Origin of the sequence: Oleidesulfovibrio sp., from assembly GCF_047973035.1 — a bacterium.
In the GTDB taxonomy this organism is placed as follows: Bacteria; Desulfobacterota; Desulfovibrionia; order Desulfovibrionales; family Desulfovibrionaceae; genus Oleidesulfovibrio.
Genome location: NZ_JBKEBF010000014.1, coordinates 19,754 through 37,099, shown reverse-complemented (window position 1 = coordinate 37,099; position 17,346 = coordinate 19,754). Strand labels below are relative to the sequence as shown.

The following is a 17,346-nucleotide window of genomic DNA, read 5'->3' as shown; positions in this document are numbered from 1 at the left end:
GCATTGTTTTTTCTTATAAAAACAACAAATTGAGCATGATAAATCAGCGTTAAAAACTCTTCTATCCGGAGTATTGTGTGCTTTTCTAAAGGCATAGCAAACACCAAACCATACGAAATCTGCAAAACAGTCGCGCTTTACTCTGTCCGAATCTGACAACGCATTGAAACAGGGACATCCATGAACAATATGAAGCTCAGCCATCGCCCTGCTATTGAATCAGATTATGAAAACATCTGCGGCTTTGCTCAGACACCGGAAGAAGTATTCTTCTTTTGCCCCAGGGGTTCGTATCCACTTACTCCTGAGGCATTACAGACTATTATAGAAAAACGTAAAGACCCGACGATTGCAACACTGGAAGGGCACCCAGTAGCCTTTAGCAACTTTTACGAATGGGGCGACCACTGCGCCATAGGAAACCTAATTGTTGCGCCTTACGCCCGCGGTAAAGGAGTGGCGAGTTATCTTGTCAATGTCATGAAAGATATTGCTTTTTCAAAGCACAACGCGACAGAAATCCGCCTGGCATGTTTCAATCATAACACTCCCGGCCTTCTGCTGTACCCGAAGCTGGGCTTTCAGCCGTATGCCATCGGAGAGCGGATTGACCACACAGGGGCAAGGGTTGCCGAAATTCTTCTGTCTACAAAAAAGCCCCGAAGGCGAGGCTTGCGGGGCTGGCTGACAGCTTTTGGCAAAAATCAATCATAAACAGCAATGGCAGCACCGCCGTAGAACAGACGCTGCCTTGCTTTCTCTTTCAATCCCAAGGCATAGGCAAAGCCTTGCAGCCCCCCTGCACGCATGAACGCCCTGAAATGGCGATAATGCTCACCTCCTGCTATCCGTTCCGGCAGGTGCATCAGCAACGCGGCAGGACATTCTATTGTGCGCTCCGGCATGGTATAGTCAACAATGACCAAGCTCGTTGCCACCCGTAACGCTTCGCGCGCAACAGTAAAAGCTTCTTCGAGCGGCTTTTCATGCAGAGCAAAAGCAATAAGCGCTGCATCAAAACTTTTCTCGGCAAAAGGCAGTGCCTGCCCGTCTGTGCACAGCAGTTCTATTGCTGCTCTGCCCCGTCTGGTACCCGCATACCTCACTTCCGATGGCGCGGAGCCGGCAGCCTCCAGACTCAGTGCCAAAGCTCCGGCACGCAACATGGCATCCGATGCATCCACGCCGACATACCGTGTAACAGGCGCGGGAAGAAAAGCAGCTTGCCGCGCGGTACCGCAGCAGACATCCAGCACGCTGGCAGTTTGCAGTGTTTCCAGTTGCAAAGCCACACTGCCCCGCACGGGATCAAGCACAGGGTTCAATACTCTGTCATAGTATCGGGCAAAACGTCCGTAGGGGTCGACATAGTCTTCGTTCATGACTAAACAGCGAACGCCTTACAGCCTTCAGTCTGCTGGCGCTCTTTTACAAAAAGCTCAAGACGGTTCATGGCTTCATGAATATTTTCCAGCGAATTGGCGTATGAAAAACGGATATACCCTTCCGCACCCTGCCCGAAATCGATACCGGGGGTAACGCCTATATGGGCATTTTCCAATATTTCAAAGGCCAGCTTATAGGAATCATCAGAAAGGAAACGGGCATTGGCAAGCACATAAAATGCGCCGGTAGGCTCAACTGTAATGCCAAAACCGATTTCACGCAGACGACGGATCATAAACTTGCGACGCTCGTCGTAAATAATACGCATCCGGTTTACATCATGCTCGCACTGTGTCAGCGCTGCAATTCCTGCCATCTGCGAAACAGCATTAGGAGATATGAAAAAGTTCTGACACAGCTTACGCATCACAGGTACATACGCCCCGGGCGAAATAAGATAGCCCAGACGCAAGCCTGTCATGGCATACAACTTTGAAAATCCGTTGAAGACAAAGGCGTTATCCGTAAACTCCAGAATGGTGTGCTCTTTTTCACCATATTCAAGTCCGTGATAAATCTCATCGCTGATAACCGGCAGCCCTAACGCCGCAATTCGTGCCATGCGCTCTGCCGGAAGTTGATTGCCGGTAGGATTTGAAGGAGAGTTAATAAAAATTGCCCGGGTACGGGAGGTCAGTTTTTTCTTGATGGCATCAACACGGTACTGAAAACCGTCTTCTTCCAGCACCGGCACTTTGACAGGCTCCCCTCCCGCAAAGGTGATAAAGCTGGGATAGCAGGCATAGTGAGGGTCGGAGATGATGACCTCGTCACCTTGTTCCAACAAAGCTGCAAACAGCATAAACATGGCAGGTGATGTGCCGTTGGTAACGGCTATACGTTCCGGCGAAACAACCACACCATATTTTTTGTGATAATCATCTGCAATTGCCTGACGCAGCTCCGGCATACCCATGCTGTTCGTATAATGAGTATGGCCGTTATCCATCGCGCTGCAGACCGCATCCTTTACGGCCGGTGGCACATCAAAATCAGGCTCGCCCACTTCAAGATGGATGATTTTCACACCCTGACGCTCCAACTCCTGTGCGCGCTCCAGCACATCCATTGCATAAAAAGGCTTGATACCTTGCGTACGTGCAGTTTCCGTCATGTTTGTCTCCGTGACTATCCGTTACCCCGTCAGTAACGGCTGCTTTCAGGCCGCTGCTACAGCAATCAATACCTTATCGCGTACCAGCCCCAATGTTCCGCTCTTATCCGCCGGTAACTGATGTACCAGCTTTTCCATGACGCCCTGCCTGCGTACCATTTTACAGCTTGCAGTAAAATGCAGGCCGAACACCCAGTTACACAACAACAAAATAAAATCGTTTAAATAGCGCATATCCTCATAGCGGACAGCGCCCCCCGACAGAACGCTTTCCGCAATTCCGGCGGTCCACTTTTCCGGCTCGTCTGCAAGATGTAATGTGACCACATCATTACGAGGCCCGTCCGGTTGCAGATATTCTGCAATTACAGACATAATGTCCAGCTTATCTGCCTCACGCACGACTTCGGTGACAAAGCGCAGTTCAGCGCAAATCCCTGCGGGCAGAGCCATTCTGTTGTGCATGACAATTGCCGCAAGTGCATTCCGGCTGACTCTGGCGGGCTCCGCGCCAAGCACATTCAACTGTCGCAAGGTACGACACCCCAGAAACCCGTGGTTTACAGAAGTTCTGTCGTTGAAGGTGCCGTATGCAATATATTGCGGAAAACGCCCCGTATCGTGGTAGAGAGCCGCCAGCAGTGCACTGCGGTGAATGACTCTCTGTTCAGAAAAAACAGTATGTTCCCATGAGGATGCATCATCAAGAATCCGGCGCGCATTATCAAACACCCTCATAGTGTGATCAATCTTAAGCTGCAGCGGCTCTTTGTCCGCAGAACACAGTTGCAGGTAAAAAGCTGCATACCGTCGAAACCACTGTACATGAGGGGCGACATCAATCCCTGCGCAAGCATCTACAGGGCAGCAGGCACTCATATCAAAGGCACTCCCTGCACCTGCAGGCAGCCCGTTGACGACAGGTTTCATTTACTCCTGCCCGCCCCTGTAAAAAAGACCGCTGGGGCGTTCTTTGGCATCAGGGTTCTTTTTTTTCGCTTCTTCTTTCGCCTTGCGGGCCTGCTCGTTCCACTCATCCCATTTTTTTTCACGCATCAGCCCCTTAGGGCCGAAAAGAAAACGGAGGTAAGCGATAATCAGGAAAAAAAACACGCCGATCATGGCGTATTGGCCCCATTTGGTATTTAGAAAAAGAGCCAGTTCCAGCTTCCAGCCCTCTGCAACGGCTTCAGTCGCTTCCGCCTGTTCTGCCAGAGCAAGCTGGACAGAAGCACCCAGCAGCAACACGGTGCCCAGAGCGCCGGAGGTCAACCGGCGGATTGTTGTAAAAAGCATTATTCTCCCCACACATTATGATATAGTGTTCCGGCTAGTGCATCTTGCCGGAATCAGAAAATTGTTGTCATACTATCTGCAGTTAACTGTTTTTGGATGTATGACGGCTGACGACAGGTTGCAACCTGCAAAACGGTTGTGCAAAATAATGCGGCACACAGCAAAAGCCGGACAAAAGATCACAACCGCCTGTTTCCTCTTGCATTTTCATACATTGAGAGCAAGTTTTTTTTCTGTTAGATTCCTTGTTTACTCACCTTTAGCCCCTTCAGCAGCATGTCGAATTTCGTTCATCTTCATTGCCATACAGAATACAGCCTTCTTGACGGCGCAATCCGCCTGAAAGACCTTTGCGAAAAAGCAAAAGATTTCAATATGCCCGCTGTTGCCATTACCGACCACGGCAACATGTACGGTGCTGTCTACTTTTATCAGATGGCCAAAAAAATGGACCTTAAGCCCATAGTCGGCTGCGAGGTTTATGTGGCCCATGGAGATCACACCGACAAAACGGGTGATATGGCAAGAAAGCGGTACCACCTTGTACTGCTGGCGCAAAACAGCACCGGCTACCATAACCTTGCCAAACTGGTTACCCGCGGCTTTACCGAAGGCTTTCACTACAAGCCCAGAGTCAGCAAGGAACTGCTGCGAGAATACAGCGAAGGGATCATTGCCCTTTCCGCCTGCCTTGCGGGTGAAATTCCGCGCGCCCTGCTGAATGAAGGGATGGACAGAGCCATTGAGCTGGCTAACGAATACGCTGAAATTTATCCGGATCGTTTTTACCTTGAATTGCAGTCTAACGGCATCAAAGAACAGGACGAGCTGAATGACAAGCTCATTGAGCTTTCCAAAGTGACAGGGCTGCCTCTGGTTGCCACCAACGACTGCCACTATCTGGAAAGCACAGACGTGGAAGCGCATGATACCCTGCTGTGCATCCAAACCGGCGCAAAAGTGACGGATGAACGTCGTATGCGCTTTGACACCACTGAGCTGTATTATAAATCGCCGGACGAAATGGCTGCTGCGTTCAGCCATGTGCCGGAAGCTATTTCCAACACCGTAAAAATTGCCGAACAGATCGACCTGAAGCTGGATCTTGGCAATTACTATTTCCCCAATTACGAACTGCCCGAAGGCATGACGCTGGAAGAGGAGTTCCGCAAACTTTCACATGAAGGCCTTCACAAGCGTCTGGAAACGCTTCCTTATCGTAATCAGATTGATGAACCTGCATACTGGGCGCGTCTGGAAAATGAGCTGGACGTTATCTGCTCCATGGGCTTTCCCGGCTACTTTCTTATCGTGCAGGACTTTATTAACTGGGCAAAAGACAACGATATTCCAGTCGGTCCCGGTCGTGGTTCCGCTGCGGGCTCCATTGTTGCGTGGGCTCTGAAGATTACCAACCTTGACCCCATTCCGTACAATCTGCTGTTTGAACGTTTTCTGAACAACGAACGTGTATCCATGCCGGATATCGACGTTGACTTCTGCGAACGCCGCCGCGGCGAAGTTATCCAGTACGTAGGCCGTAAATATGGTGAAGACTCGGTAGCCCAGATTACCACCTTCGGAAAAATGAAGGCAAAAGCGGTGGTACGCGACGTTTCCCGCGCACTGGGCCTGTCATTTCAGGATGGAGACAGAATCGCAAAGCTGATTCCCGAAGACCTGAAAATGACCATTAAAAAAGCGCTGGATATGGAGCCGGACTTAAAGGCTCTGTACACCAACGACCCGCAGATTCGTAAACTGCTTGATATTTCCATGCGTCTTGAGGGACTTTCACGCCATGCGTCTACCCACGCTGCAGGTGTTGTTATCTCCGACAAGCCCATGTTTGAGTATCTGCCGCTGTACCGAGATAAAAAAGGCGGTATTGTTACGCAGTTCGACATGAAAATCGTCGAAAAGGTCGGCCTTGTTAAGTTCGACTTCCTCGGGCTGCGTACGATGACTCTGGTGCAGGATGCGCTCGACCTCATTTCCATGCAGGGGCTTACCCCCCCTGACCTCGACACCATGTCGCTGGACGACAAGGAAACATACGAACTGTATTCCCGCGGCGAAACTGACGGCGTGTTTCAGGTGGAAAGTTCAGGCATGCGTCAGTACCTGCGCATGCTGCGCCCCTCCTGCTTTGACGATGTCATCGCTATGCTTGCACTCTACCGTCCCGGTCCGCTTGGCTCGGGCATGGTTGATGAATTCATCAAACGTAAGCATGGAGAGGTTCCGGTAACTTACCCGCTGGAAACACTGCGGGACTGCCTGCGCGATACTTACGGAGTTATCGTATATCAGGAGCAGGTTATGCAGATTGCCCAGATTGTAGCAAATTACACTCTGGGTGGTGCGGACCTGTTGCGTCGTGCAATGGGTAAAAAGAACGCCGAGGCCATGGCCGAAGAGCGTATCAAGTTTACGAAGGGTGCTAAAGAAAACAACGTTTCCGAGTCGAAAGCCACTGAAATTTTTGACTTGATGGAAAAGTTTGCGGAATACGGCTTCAACAAATCGCACTCTGCCGCGTACGCGCTGATTTCTTACTACACAGCCTACCTGAAAGTGCATCACCCTGTTGAATTCATGGCCGCGTTGATGACGTCGGAAATGAACAACCAGGAGAAGGTGCTTAAGTATGTAGCCTGCTGCAAAGACATGGGCGTGGAAGTGCTTGCGCCTAACGTACAGATTTCGCGCCGTGAATTCAGTGTTCTGGAAGGTAAAGTTACGTACGGCCTTGGCGGTATTAAAAACGTAGGTGATGAAGCCATCCGCGAAATTGTACAGTCGCGCGAAGCGGACGGCCCTTTTGCATCGCTGCTTGACCTGTGCTGCCGGGTGAATCTGCGCAAAGTTACCAAGCGTGTGCTTGAAAACCTGATTAAAAGCGGTGCCTGCGACTGCCTCGGTTGTTCGCGTCAGGGAATGGTTGCAGGGCTGGATACCGTTGTCGCCCGTGCCCAGAAAAAAGCAAAGGACAAAGCGTCCAACCAGATTTCCATGTTCTCGGTAATGACAGAAGAGCCGAAAGTCTGCCCCGGTCTGGGGTTTGATTGCCCGGAGCAGGAAATGGAAGAATGGGACGACGAAGAAAAGCTGCGCAAGGAAAAAGAAGCTCTGGGCTTTTATCTGAGCAGCCATCCGCTGCAGCCTTACCGTAAAGAAATCTTCCGGCTGCGCCTGAGCCTGCTGGAAGACTGCAGGGAGATGGGACCTGAGCAAACATTCAAAACTGCCGTGCTGGTTACTTCCATCAAAGAAATCATCACCAAAAAAGGCAACCGTATGGCGTTTTGTCAGGTTGAAGACCTGACAGCCTCCGGTGAATGTGTGTTTTTCCCTGATGCATATGCCGAATGCCGTGAAATGCTGCATTCTGACCAGCCTCTTTTGCTGGAAGCAAAAATCAGTGACAGAAAAGAGGAAGATACAGCCCCCAAGCAGGAAGACGGCGAAGAAATTCTTAAAGAAATTAAAATCATAGGCGAAGCTGTTATCCCGTTATCCAAGGCATGCTACGAAAGTGAAGAGCCGGTCACCATTGAACTTGGCCTTTCGCAACTGGAAGGTACAGACATAGACAGCTTAAAAGCATTGTTACGTAAAAACCGCGGTCCCATTCCCGTAAACGTGCAGTTGGTAATTGATGACAGCTGGTGCCTGTTGCAACTTGGACCGGAATATTCTATCCAACCCGGCCCGATTTTCGATAACGATTTCAACCAGTGGAAAGTAAAAGGACATACAGCCCATGCCTAAAGGAAAATGGCGCCTTACTGTGCGCTCTGATTTTGCTGCTGCTCATTCGTTGCGTAATTACTGCGGCAAGTGCGAGGCGATGCACGGCCACAACTTTGGCGTAGAGGCCACCATCGAAGGCGACACACTGACGAAAGACACCGAGCTGTTGGTGGATTTCAAAGTGCTTAAAACTGCGCTCAAGGAAGTACTTTCAAAGCTAGATCACACCATGCTCAATGAGGTTCCGCCCTTTGATGCGTGCAATCCTTCATCTGAAAACCTCGCACGCTTTATTTACCAGAACCTGTCACCGCTGGTTCAGGAATACGGCGTTGCTGTGCACAGCATCACCGTTTCTGAAAAAGCCGCGCAGTCTGCAACGTATATGGAAATTGAAGACTAATGACCGAGCTATCTTTCCGCAGTGTCTTTGAAGTGGCGCTGCCTCTTTTTCTTATCATGGACCCGCTGGGTAATGCCGCGCTGTGCATCAGTATGCTCAAGGGCACCCCGTCCAAAGCCATGCGCTCCATTCTGTTCCGCGAGCTGTGCATAGCGCTTGGTATTATTTTCCTGTTCTACTACGTTGGCGATGCCATGCTCGCCATGCTGGATATTCACCCTTCCACCCTGAGGTTGGCAGGCGGTACTATCCTGTTCATGATATCAATCAAGATGATCTTTCCGCGTGAAGAGGGGGTAGTGGAAAAAACACAGGACCCGTTCATTGTGCCCATTGCCATTCCGCTTATCGCGGGGCCGTCACTTCTGGCTGCAGTAATGTTGTATGCGCACAAAGCGGAAGCTCCTTTCCCCGGCTCCCCTGTTGTTCTGCTGGGTATTTTAAGTGCGTGGGCTGCAACGGCTGTCATAATGCTGCTGACTCCGGAAATGACCAGAGTTCTGGGCAAGCGTGGCATGCGCGCGGCAGAGCGCCTGATGGGTCTTATTCTGGTTCTGCTGGCAGTGCAGATGCTGGAAAACGGCCTAATGCTGCTGGTTCAGAGCCTCAGAAACTCTCTGTAAAGCACACTATCCATCCCAGACATAAAGCCCTGTATGCAAGCTCATACAGGGCTTTTTTCATATCTAACCGCTTATAGTACTATTACGCCTGCTCCTGCTCTGACAGGCACTCACCTGCACTTGTCCCGCATACGCTTACCAGCCCACAATCCGGCGTTACTGAACATTCAAACTGCCGCCAACTGGCAACGCTAAAAACACGCTTTCCCCACACAATTTGTTCAGCTTTCAGCGCGGCAGGAAACTTTTTTACTTTACAAGTTCCCGCAGGTGGCTACCCTATAAAGCTACCAACATAGTACTCAACAACGGAGCCACACTATGAATGACACTGTACTTGCACCATTTCGCTTCAGACATGCCAGTAAGGACTTTGATCCAGACCATACTATCCCGGAAGATCAATTTTCAACGATTCTTGAAGCAGGCAGGCTTGCTCCCAGCTCGTTCGGTTTTGAACCATGGAAGTTTATTGTTGTGCAATCACCGGAAAAACGCGCCGAACTACATAAACACACATGGGGCGGCAAAAAGCAGATTCCCAACTGCAGCCATCTGGTAGTGTATCTTGCACACAAGCGCCCGCGCCTGCTGCCGGACAGCGACTACATTCAAAGAGCCATGAAGGAAGTACTGAACCTGCCCGATGACATCATTGCTCTGAAAACCGATTATTACGGCAACTTTCTACGCAACGACTTCGACATGATTGACAATGAAATGCGCCTGTTTGAATGGTCGTGCCGACAGACATACATCGCGCTTGCAAACATGATGACCGCCGCTGCCATGATGGATATCGACAGCTGCGCACTGGAAGGCTTTGTGGAAAAAGACCTGAACAACGCAGTCCGCGATCATCTGGGAGTAGACCTCAGCCAGTATGGCGTCGCCTGCATGTGCGCTTTTGGCTACAGAGCACGGGAACCGCGCCCCAAAGCCCGTCATCCCATGACAGAAGTGGTTGAATGGATGTAGGAAGCTTTTTTACGTTCTTATAAAAACACTGACGCCCCGCAATGCGGGGCGCTTTAGTATACAATAAAAAAAAGCGCCTCACAAACGGGAGGCGCTTTTCTAGTCATCATAGTGTATTTGCTAAGCCAGCAGTTCCAACAAGGCATTTCGGATTGACTGTTTATCAATTCCAACCAGTTTACGAAGCTGCTTCTGGGTACCGTGAGGAACGAAGCTGTCCGGCAAGCCAAGACGCTTGACCGTGACACCGCCTAGACAGGTTCTGTCTGCCAAAGCCTCAAGCACAGCGGAAGAGAATCCGCCGGCAATGGTGTTTTCCTCAAGCAAAAGCAACTTTTCATGGGTAGACGCAAGCTCGACAAGCTTGTCCACATCCAGCGGTTTTACAAAACGGGCGTTAAAAACAGTCACGGCCTTGCCGGTTTCATTTTCAATTTCATTGGCAACTGCCAGTGCGGGATGCACCCTGCTACCCACAGCCACCACTGCAACGCTGCTTCCCTGTTTAAGAACTTCGCCAACACCAATTTCCAAGGAATCAGGCTCTGACTTCAGACAGGCCCCGCTACCAATGCCTCTGGGATACCGGATTGCCACAGGCCCGTTGCTGTTGATGGCTGTTTTCATCGCATCCTGCAGCTCAGCCTCGTCTTTGGGAGCAATAATCGTCAGATTCGGGATATGGCGCAGATAGCTGAGATCAAACGAACCGTGATGCGTAGGTCCGTCTTCTCCGACAAGCCCGCCTCTGTCCAGACAGAACGTTACAGGAAGGTTCTGCAGACAGACATCATGAACAATCTGGTCATACGAACGTTGCAGGAAGGTGGAATAAATAGCCACTACAGGCCGGTAGCCCTGTGCCGCAAGCCCTGCCGCAAATGTGACGGCATGTTGTTCACAGATACCAACATCGACAAACCTGTCAGGAAAACGCCTGCTGAACGTACCGACTCCGGTGCCTTCGGGCATGGCTGCGGTAATTGCAATAATGCGTTCGTCCTTTTCCGCCAGAGTACACAGCGTGTTACCGAATACCTCGGTATACGACGGCAGCGAGTCGGAATCTACAAACTTGCATGCTTCGCCTGTTTCCAGCTCGAACTTACCCACCCCGTGGAAATACGTCGGGTTGTGCTCTGCAGGCTCATAGCCTTTGCCTTTCTTGGTCAGCACATGCAGCAGCACAGGCTCGTCAAGCTTACGGGCCATTTCCATAACCTTTGCAAGATTACGGACGTCATGCCCATCTACAGGACCTACGTAGTTAAAGCGGAATGCTTCGAAAAGCATACCGGGAGTAAAAAAACTTTTCAGGCTGTGTTCGCTACGCTTGGCATAATTCAGCATTTCTTCACCAATGCCGGGAACGGACTTAAGCCATGTTTCCACGTCGCGCTTCATGCGCCGTACCCAGCGGGAAGAAAGATTACGGCTGAGGAACAAAGACAGCGCCCCGACATTCTTTGAAATAGACATTTCATTGTCATTAAGAATGACAAGCAGGCGACGCCCCTGATGACCGGCCTGATTAAGTCCTTCAAAGGCAAGACCGGCTGTCATGGAGCCATCACCAATAACAGCAATGACGTCATGATCATCACCGGAAAGGTCACGCGCCATAGCCATACCGGCGGCGGCAGAAATCGAGGTGGAAGAATGCCCGACGCCGAAATGGTCGTAAGGACTTTCGGACATTTTAGGAAAGCCGCTTACCCCGTTGAACTGACGGAGAGTTGAAAACTCATCACGCCTTCCGGTAAGCAGCTTCCATGCATATGCCTGATGTCCGACATCCCAGATGAATTTATCTTTTTCAGGGTCAAATACAGACAGCATGGCAAGTGTGAGTTCCACCACGCCAAGCGAAGGCGCAAGATGGCCGCCGTTCTGTGACACTGTACTGATTATGCGCTCGCGCAACTCTGCCGCTAGCTGCTTCATCTGATCAGCATCAAGCTTTGCCACATCCGTAGGGTGTTTGATGCTATCAAGCACGTTTTCTATCATATCGCCACTTTGGCTCATTATTTCATCCCGTTATATCAGCGGGCAAATTCGGCACTGTGTATACGCAACGCGCAGTGTGCTTTCGCCGTGTCCCCCGCAGAATCAACACGTACGATACGCGCCGCGCCGGTGCCTTGCGACCGGCATTATATATCCCGTCCGGAAGCAGCCGGAAACGGGTGGCAGCCTACGCCACGCGATCAACTATATACTGCGCAACAGTGCGCAGGAAAAGAACATTTTCACCATCAAAACTGTTCAAACATTCAATAGCGGCATCCACCTGCTGCTGTGCAAGAGCTTTGCTTTCATTCAGGCCAAGCATGCTGGGATAGGTATTTTTGCCCTGCTCCCTGTCGCTGCCAACCGGCTTTCCGAGAGTGGCTTCGTCTCCGATTTCATCCAGAATGTCATCCACAATCTGAAAAGCAGAGCCGATCCCTTCGCCATAACGGGCAATCAGCTGTTGGTCCTCTTCAGATGCACCGGCAAGTTGAGCGCCAGCAAGACATGCGCAGCGGATAAGTGCGCCTGTTTTCATGGCGTGCATACCCCGCAGCATATCAAGGCTTACATCCGAGCGACCGGTGTAATCCATATCAAGAACCTGACCGCCGACCATACCTCCGGCACCCGCTGCAGCAGCCACGGTAGCAATACCAGCCAGAACACGGGCAGGCTCTACGTGTGCACCTACAGAAGCCATTAGACAGAAAGCTTCGGTCAGCAAGCCGTCGCCAGCCAGAATGGCTGTAGCTTCGTCAAATTTTTTATGATTTGAAGGCATCCCCCGGCGCAGGTCATCATCGTCCATGGCAGGCAGGTCATCGTGAATGAGCGAATAAGTATGAATCAGTTCGATAGACGCCGCAAAAGGCATTGCCACTTCACGCGGCAAACCGAAAAGTCCGGCAGTTGTCAGACAAAGCACAGGGCGCAAACGCTTGCCCCCCGCCAACAGGCTGTAATCCATGGATTCCAGAAGATGGCATGGGATTCCGCGTCCTTTCAGACACTGCCCAAGATACGCTTCCACTTCCAAAGCTTCCGCCTTCAGACGCTCCTTCATTACGTGCGCTGACATGGTAACCGGTTGAGTCATTAACATATCCCTGTGTAGAAAATTGGTAATCAGCTCAGGCGTTACAATAACTTGGAACTTAAATCCTGTTTCAGAAAAAGCAGCCTACTCTTCAGGCTGCAGTTCAAAATCGGACAGAACGCCCTCGCTGAACACTTTGATATCATTGCGGGCAGTAAGCAACTGTTTTCGACAGGCTGCAGCCAGTTCCAACCCTTCTTTATATAAAGCCACACCTTCTTCCAACGGCAGTTCCGCTGTTTCAAGGCGTGCCACGATATCCTGCAACCGCTTAAGTTGCGCTTCAAAAGAAATTTTCTCGACATCACTCATATTGTTTCTCCGCGCTACGGATTGCGATGACTTACTCGAACAACGGCATCGGGTCTACCGAAACCCCCTGAAGACTGAGCCCGAAATGCAGGTGCGGACCGGTAACACGGCCGGTGCTGCCCACAGCGCCAATGGCTTCGCCTTTTTTAACCTGCTGCCCCGGCACTACGTCTATACGGGACATGTGAAAATACATGCTGACCACACCTTCTCCATGGTCGATAAATACGGCATTACCGGAAAAAAAGTGGTTTTCGGCAAGGGCAACAACACCATCTGCACAGGATAAAATGGGGGTACCTTCCGCTCCCCGCAAGTCCACGCCTGTATGCGGCTTGCGCGGCTGGTCATTAAAAAAACGACGCAGCCCGAATACGCTGGAGACACTGCCGGGCACAGGGCGCTGCATAGGCACATCCCAATACCGTTCAGGCGTAATCGAAGCAAGAACAGCGTTTACACGTTCGCGTTCCTTCTTGTGGCGCTCAAGGTCGTTCTTTGCAATATCCACATACTTTTTCTTCACCGTCAGGCGCTGTTCCGGATACTTTTTCTGCTGCACCTTCAACGTGCGCGAACTGGTATGCGCTACACCTGAAACGAACGCACGCACCTGAAGAGGAACAGAAGACGAATCTTCACTCAGCGGCAAACCAAGTAGTGCCTTTGCATAAAGAGCATAACCCTGTTCCGTCGTCACAGACGACACAGGCAGCTCAAGCTTTTTGCCACGCCACTCAAGCACCACATTCTGCAAAGGTTCATCTGCTATCAGAGTGACAACAAACGGCTGCCCGGGATTAATGATTTCCGGTGCCTCCAGACGTACAGCTGCAAAAGCGGACGGAACAGCACAAGCCAGAAGAAAACTCAGACTGGAAACCAGAACACAAGACCGAGTTACAGCAAGCCGGACAAAAGAGGATAACATTCGAACACCGCTACCAGAGACTTGTTTTGCAAACAGCATCATACACCAGTTTCCTTGCGTTTTTTTGCTGCCTTGCCCCCCTGCACCGCTGAAGCGGCCACAGCATCCAAAATTTTCTGCGGGTGCAGTGCATCCACAGTAACATCTGCGCTACCATCCTGAACGGTAACCCGCAGTCGGCTACCGGTTTCCATTTCAGCAAGGCTGCGCACAAAGCTGCCATCCGCCCTCTGAACAAGGCTATATCCCCGTTGCAGCGGACGCAGCGGGTCCACTCCGTCAAGACGAAGGATTTCCCGCTCAAGCCGCGTTTCAAGTCTGTCAGCAAAAGCGGCCCCTGCCCTGCCAAGTCTTGCCGAAAGCTCATGCACTTGACGCGACTGACCATCCAGCACTGCTGGACCGTAACTGAGCGCAACGGCTCTGCCTGCCATGTCTGCCTGCTGCTGTTTACGGTCGAGCAACAAATTCATTCCACGTTCAAGTCTGCGGACCGCATCAACAAAACGTTCGTCGAGCCTTTCCAATGCACGGGCAGGCGACAACCAGTGTAAGGCACGCTCACACATCGCCAGATCGCGCTCTCGCCTTTGCATGCCCTGTTCCCATGAACGATGAAGGTCGGCCTCTGCGTCATCCAGCCGCTGAGCCAGTTCCGTTCTTTCGGGCCACAGTAACTGCGCGGCGTGTGAAGGCGTTGCTGCCCGCAGGTCCGCCACCATATCGGCAATAGAGGTATCCACCTCGTGTCCGATTCCAGCCAGAACCGGCAGCGGGCTTTCCACAATAGCCTGTGCAACACGCTCATCGTTAAAAGCCCATAAATCTTCCAGCGAACCACCCCCGCGAATGACAACAATGACCTCTGCCCATCCGTGTTCTGCAGCAAGCCTGATGGCGTCCACAATTCGAGGCGGAGCATCATCACCCTGAACAGGAGTCGGATAAATACGGATCTCGCAACCGCTACCGCGCTCATCAGCAATGCGCACAAAATCGCGCACAGCGGCACCTGTGGCAGCGGTCACCACCGCAACTTCACGGGGCGAACGAGGCAGCGGACGTTTACGGGCAGCATCAAACCAGCCCAGTGCCGCAAGTTTCTTCTTAAGCTCTTCAAAGCGCAGGTGGAGTTCCCCAAGACCAAACTCCTGCGCAAGCTCAACTATCAGCTGGTACACTCCGCGCTGGCCGTAAACGGATACACGTCCGGCACACAGCAGTTCCTGCCCGTTCTGCATGGTGGCAGACAATCCGGGGCGCGGACCGTCGTCAAATACTTCGCCCGTAAGCGGGTCAAAAGCCTCTTCGCCGCGCTGCGCATTACGAAACCATACGCAGGCAAGCGTAGCGTCATCATCTTTCAGCGAAAAATATACATGGCCGGAAGCAGGGCGCGACAAGTTGGAAACCTGCCCGCGAACCCACACGAACGGAAAAGCGCCTTCAAGCGTGCTTTTGATACCTCTGGTGACTTCACCGACTGAGAATATCTTCGTCATGTTTTTCTGTTCCAGCCCTTACAGATAAAAAAGACAACGAGGGTATCGCTGTAAAGCATCCCCCGATGTGTCCGGCCCCGCCACAGTTGCGGTAATACAAACAGCCGCCTGTACCTGCCTTGGCAGGTACAGGCGGCCGGAATGATTGTTACAGACCCCAGCCCTGCATAACGCTCTTGCGCCACTCGGCAAAGGCTTTTTCAAAGCCTTCCACTGGCAGTTCTGTCTTTTCACCGGTACGGCGATCTTTAGCTTCAATGATACCACGTCCAAGCCCCTTGCCGCCTACAACCAGCTGCATGGGCACGCCAATCAGGTCAGCGTCCTTGAACTTCACGCCGGGGCGTTCGTTGCGGTCATCAACCAGCACATCGCAACCGGCTGCAGAGATAATGCCTTCCAACTCGTCAACCTTGGCGTTCACGTCATCGCTCTTGCCGTCAAGGTTCAGAACCAGCACTTCAAAGGGTGCAATGGGAGGCGGGAAAACAATACCGTTTTCGTCGTTGTTCTGTTCGATGCAGGCAGCAACCACACGGGATACGCCGATGCCGTAGCAGCCCATAAGCATGACTTGTTCCTTGCCATTTTCATCAAGGAATTTGCAGCCCATCGCTTCACTGTACTTTGTTCCCAGCTTGAAAACATGGCCAGCTTCGATACCGCGGGTCAGCTCAAGCTTGCCGGAACAACGGGGGCAGGGGTCACTTTCCGTGATCATGCGAAGATCGGCATAATCAGTCACGCTGGCGTCCCGCTTCAGGCAGACATTACGCAGGTGAGTGTCACCCTTGTTGGCACCGGTCACCCAACCGTCTGCAAGACGCAATTCATTATCAGCATAAATACGTTTGACCTCAAGCCCTACAGGTCCTGCAAAGCCTACAGGAGCCTTTGTCCACTCTTTCACCTGTTCAGGCGAGGCAAGCTCCAGCGAGTCTGCACCCAGCAGGTTCTTAAGCTTCACTTCGTTCAATTCACGGTCACCGCGAATCAACGCTGCTACAGGTTCACCATCCGCATCAAACAGCAACGTTTTGATAAGCGCGCTGGCAGGCACTCCCATCATGGTGCACACTTCTTCAACAGTATGCGCACCGGGGGTGTTTACTTCTTCAATGGCACCTGCGTCACCGGCAGTAGTTTCAGCAACGCAGACTACTTCGGCGCGCTCAACGTTGGCGGCATATTCGCAGCTATGGCAGAAAGCGATAGTATCTTCACCTGTTTCCGCCAGCACCATGAACTCATGTGAAAAGCTGCCTCCGATGGAGCCGGAATCAGCTTCTACAGCTCGAAACTTCAGTCCCATTCTGCTGAACACACGTGTATACGCATCGTACATAGCGCGATAACTTACATCCAGCCCTTCCGCATCACGATCAAAGGAATAAGCATCCTTCATGATGAATTCACGGCCACGCATCAAGCCGAAACGGGGACGGATTTCATCGCGGAGCTTGGTCTGAATCTGGAACAGGTTCAGGGGCAGCTGCCGATAAGAGCGCACTTCACCGCGTACAAGGTCCGTAATCACTTCTTCATGAGTGGGACCAAGGCAGTAGTCGCGCCCATGCCTGTCGGAAAAACGCAACAATTCCTTGCCATAAAAATCCCAACGGCCGGTTTCCTGCCACAGGTCCGCAGGCTGCACCATGGGCATCAGCAGTTCCTGAGCACCGGCGTTGTTCATCTCTTCGCGTACAATAGTAGCGGCCTTTTCAATAGAGCGAAGCCCCAGCGGCAGGTAGATGTAAATACCCGAGGTAAGTTTACGGATCATCCCCGCCCGCACCAACATTTTATGGCTGGTGACTTCTGCATCTGAAGGGGCTTCCTTCAGGGTGGGAATATAAAATTTACTCCAACGCAT

At 51.7% G+C, this 17,346-nt stretch carries 15 protein-coding genes; 5 read left to right on the top strand and 10 right to left on the bottom strand.

What is annotated here, in order from left to right:
* Nucleotides 1-180: 180 nt before the first annotated feature.
* Nucleotides 181-714 (top strand): GNAT family N-acetyltransferase, encoded by a 534-nt coding sequence (locus ACK5LI_RS04080; RefSeq protein WP_416946495.1) that lies wholly within the window; start codon nucleotides 181-183, stop codon nucleotides 712-714.
* Here ACK5LI_RS04080 and ACK5LI_RS04075 read toward each other — a convergent pair.
* Genes ACK5LI_RS04075 through ACK5LI_RS04060 form a run of 4 tightly spaced genes read right to left on the bottom strand, consistent with a single transcriptional unit; the run spans nucleotide 705 to nucleotide 3,856 of the window.
* Nucleotides 705-1,382 carry a class I SAM-dependent methyltransferase gene (locus tag ACK5LI_RS04075; RefSeq protein WP_416946493.1) on the bottom strand — a complete coding sequence of 226 codons (678 nt, stop codon included), beginning with the start codon at nucleotides 1,380-1,382 and terminating at the stop codon, nucleotides 705-707. The two genes, ACK5LI_RS04080 and ACK5LI_RS04075, sit on opposite strands and share 10 nt — an antisense overlap.
* 2 nt (nucleotides 1,383-1,384) lie before the next feature.
* Nucleotides 1,385-2,560 (bottom strand): pyridoxal phosphate-dependent aminotransferase, encoded by a 1,176-nt coding sequence (locus ACK5LI_RS04070; RefSeq protein ID WP_416946491.1) that lies wholly within the window; start codon nucleotides 2,558-2,560, stop codon nucleotides 1,385-1,387.
* Between the two features lie 45 nt (nucleotides 2,561-2,605).
* On the bottom strand, nucleotides 2,606-3,490 hold the full coding sequence (locus ACK5LI_RS04065; RefSeq protein ID WP_416946489.1) for an HD domain-containing protein: 885 nt from the start codon (nucleotides 3,488-3,490) through the stop codon (nucleotides 2,606-2,608).
* Nucleotides 3,491-3,856 carry a hypothetical protein gene (locus tag ACK5LI_RS04060; protein WP_416946487.1) on the bottom strand — a complete coding sequence of 122 codons (366 nt, stop codon included), beginning with the start codon at nucleotides 3,854-3,856 and terminating at the stop codon, nucleotides 3,491-3,493.
* A 276-nt stretch (nucleotides 3,857-4,132) separates the two neighbouring features.
* Between ACK5LI_RS04060 and dnaE the strand changes: the two genes are divergently transcribed.
* The 4 genes from dnaE (at nucleotide 4,133) to ACK5LI_RS04040 (ending at nucleotide 9,616) form a co-directional block, all read left to right on the top strand.
* A complete protein-coding gene (gene dnaE, locus ACK5LI_RS04055) occupies nucleotides 4,133-7,630 on the top strand; it encodes a DNA polymerase III subunit alpha (RefSeq protein ID WP_416946485.1) in 3,498 nt (1,165 codons plus the stop codon).
* The gene (queD, locus tag ACK5LI_RS04050; protein WP_416946484.1) at nucleotides 7,623-8,015 is read left to right on the top strand and encodes a 6-carboxytetrahydropterin synthase QueD; all 393 of its coding nucleotides are present in this window, start codon (nucleotides 7,623-7,625) and stop codon (nucleotides 8,013-8,015) included. Before dnaE ends, queD begins: the two co-directional genes overlap by 8 nt.
* On the top strand, nucleotides 8,015-8,638 hold the full coding sequence (locus ACK5LI_RS04045; protein ID WP_416946482.1) for a MarC family protein: 624 nt from the start codon (nucleotides 8,015-8,017) through the stop codon (nucleotides 8,636-8,638). The genes queD and ACK5LI_RS04045 overlap by 1 nt, the downstream gene beginning before the upstream one ends.
* 321 nt (nucleotides 8,639-8,959) lie before the next feature.
* Complete coding sequence (locus tag ACK5LI_RS04040) at nucleotides 8,960-9,616, top strand: NAD(P)H-dependent oxidoreductase (RefSeq protein WP_416946480.1); 657 nt, start codon at nucleotides 8,960-8,962, stop codon at nucleotides 9,614-9,616.
* Between the two features lie 120 nt (nucleotides 9,617-9,736).
* On the opposite strand, the gene dxs is transcribed toward ACK5LI_RS04040, so the two are convergent.
* The 6 genes from dxs to ACK5LI_RS04010 form a co-directional block, all read right to left on the bottom strand.
* Complete coding sequence (dxs, locus tag ACK5LI_RS04035) at nucleotides 9,737-11,644, bottom strand: 1-deoxy-D-xylulose-5-phosphate synthase (RefSeq protein WP_416946478.1); 1,908 nt, start codon at nucleotides 11,642-11,644, stop codon at nucleotides 9,737-9,739.
* A gap of 169 nt (nucleotides 11,645-11,813) precedes the next feature.
* Nucleotides 11,814-12,728 carry a polyprenyl synthetase family protein gene (locus tag ACK5LI_RS04030; RefSeq protein WP_416946476.1) on the bottom strand — a complete coding sequence of 305 codons (915 nt, stop codon included), beginning with the start codon at nucleotides 12,726-12,728 and terminating at the stop codon, nucleotides 11,814-11,816.
* Nucleotides 12,729-12,812: 84 nt separating this feature from the next.
* Nucleotides 12,813-13,040 (bottom strand): exodeoxyribonuclease VII small subunit, encoded by a 228-nt coding sequence (locus ACK5LI_RS04025; protein ID WP_416946474.1) that lies wholly within the window; start codon nucleotides 13,038-13,040, stop codon nucleotides 12,813-12,815.
* A gap of 31 nt (nucleotides 13,041-13,071) precedes the next feature.
* Complete coding sequence (locus ACK5LI_RS04020) at nucleotides 13,072-14,013, bottom strand: M23 family metallopeptidase (RefSeq protein ID WP_416946472.1); 942 nt, start codon at nucleotides 14,011-14,013, stop codon at nucleotides 13,072-13,074.
* The gene (gene xseA, locus ACK5LI_RS04015) at nucleotides 14,010-15,473 is read right to left on the bottom strand and encodes an exodeoxyribonuclease VII large subunit (RefSeq protein ID WP_416946470.1); all 1,464 of its coding nucleotides are present in this window, start codon (nucleotides 15,471-15,473) and stop codon (nucleotides 14,010-14,012) included. The genes ACK5LI_RS04020 and xseA overlap by 4 nt, the downstream gene beginning before the upstream one ends.
* Nucleotides 15,474-15,621: 148 nt before the next feature.
* Nucleotides 15,622-17,346, bottom strand: coding sequence for a proline--tRNA ligase (locus ACK5LI_RS04010; protein WP_416946468.1), 1,725 nt, complete (start codon nucleotides 17,344-17,346; stop codon nucleotides 15,622-15,624).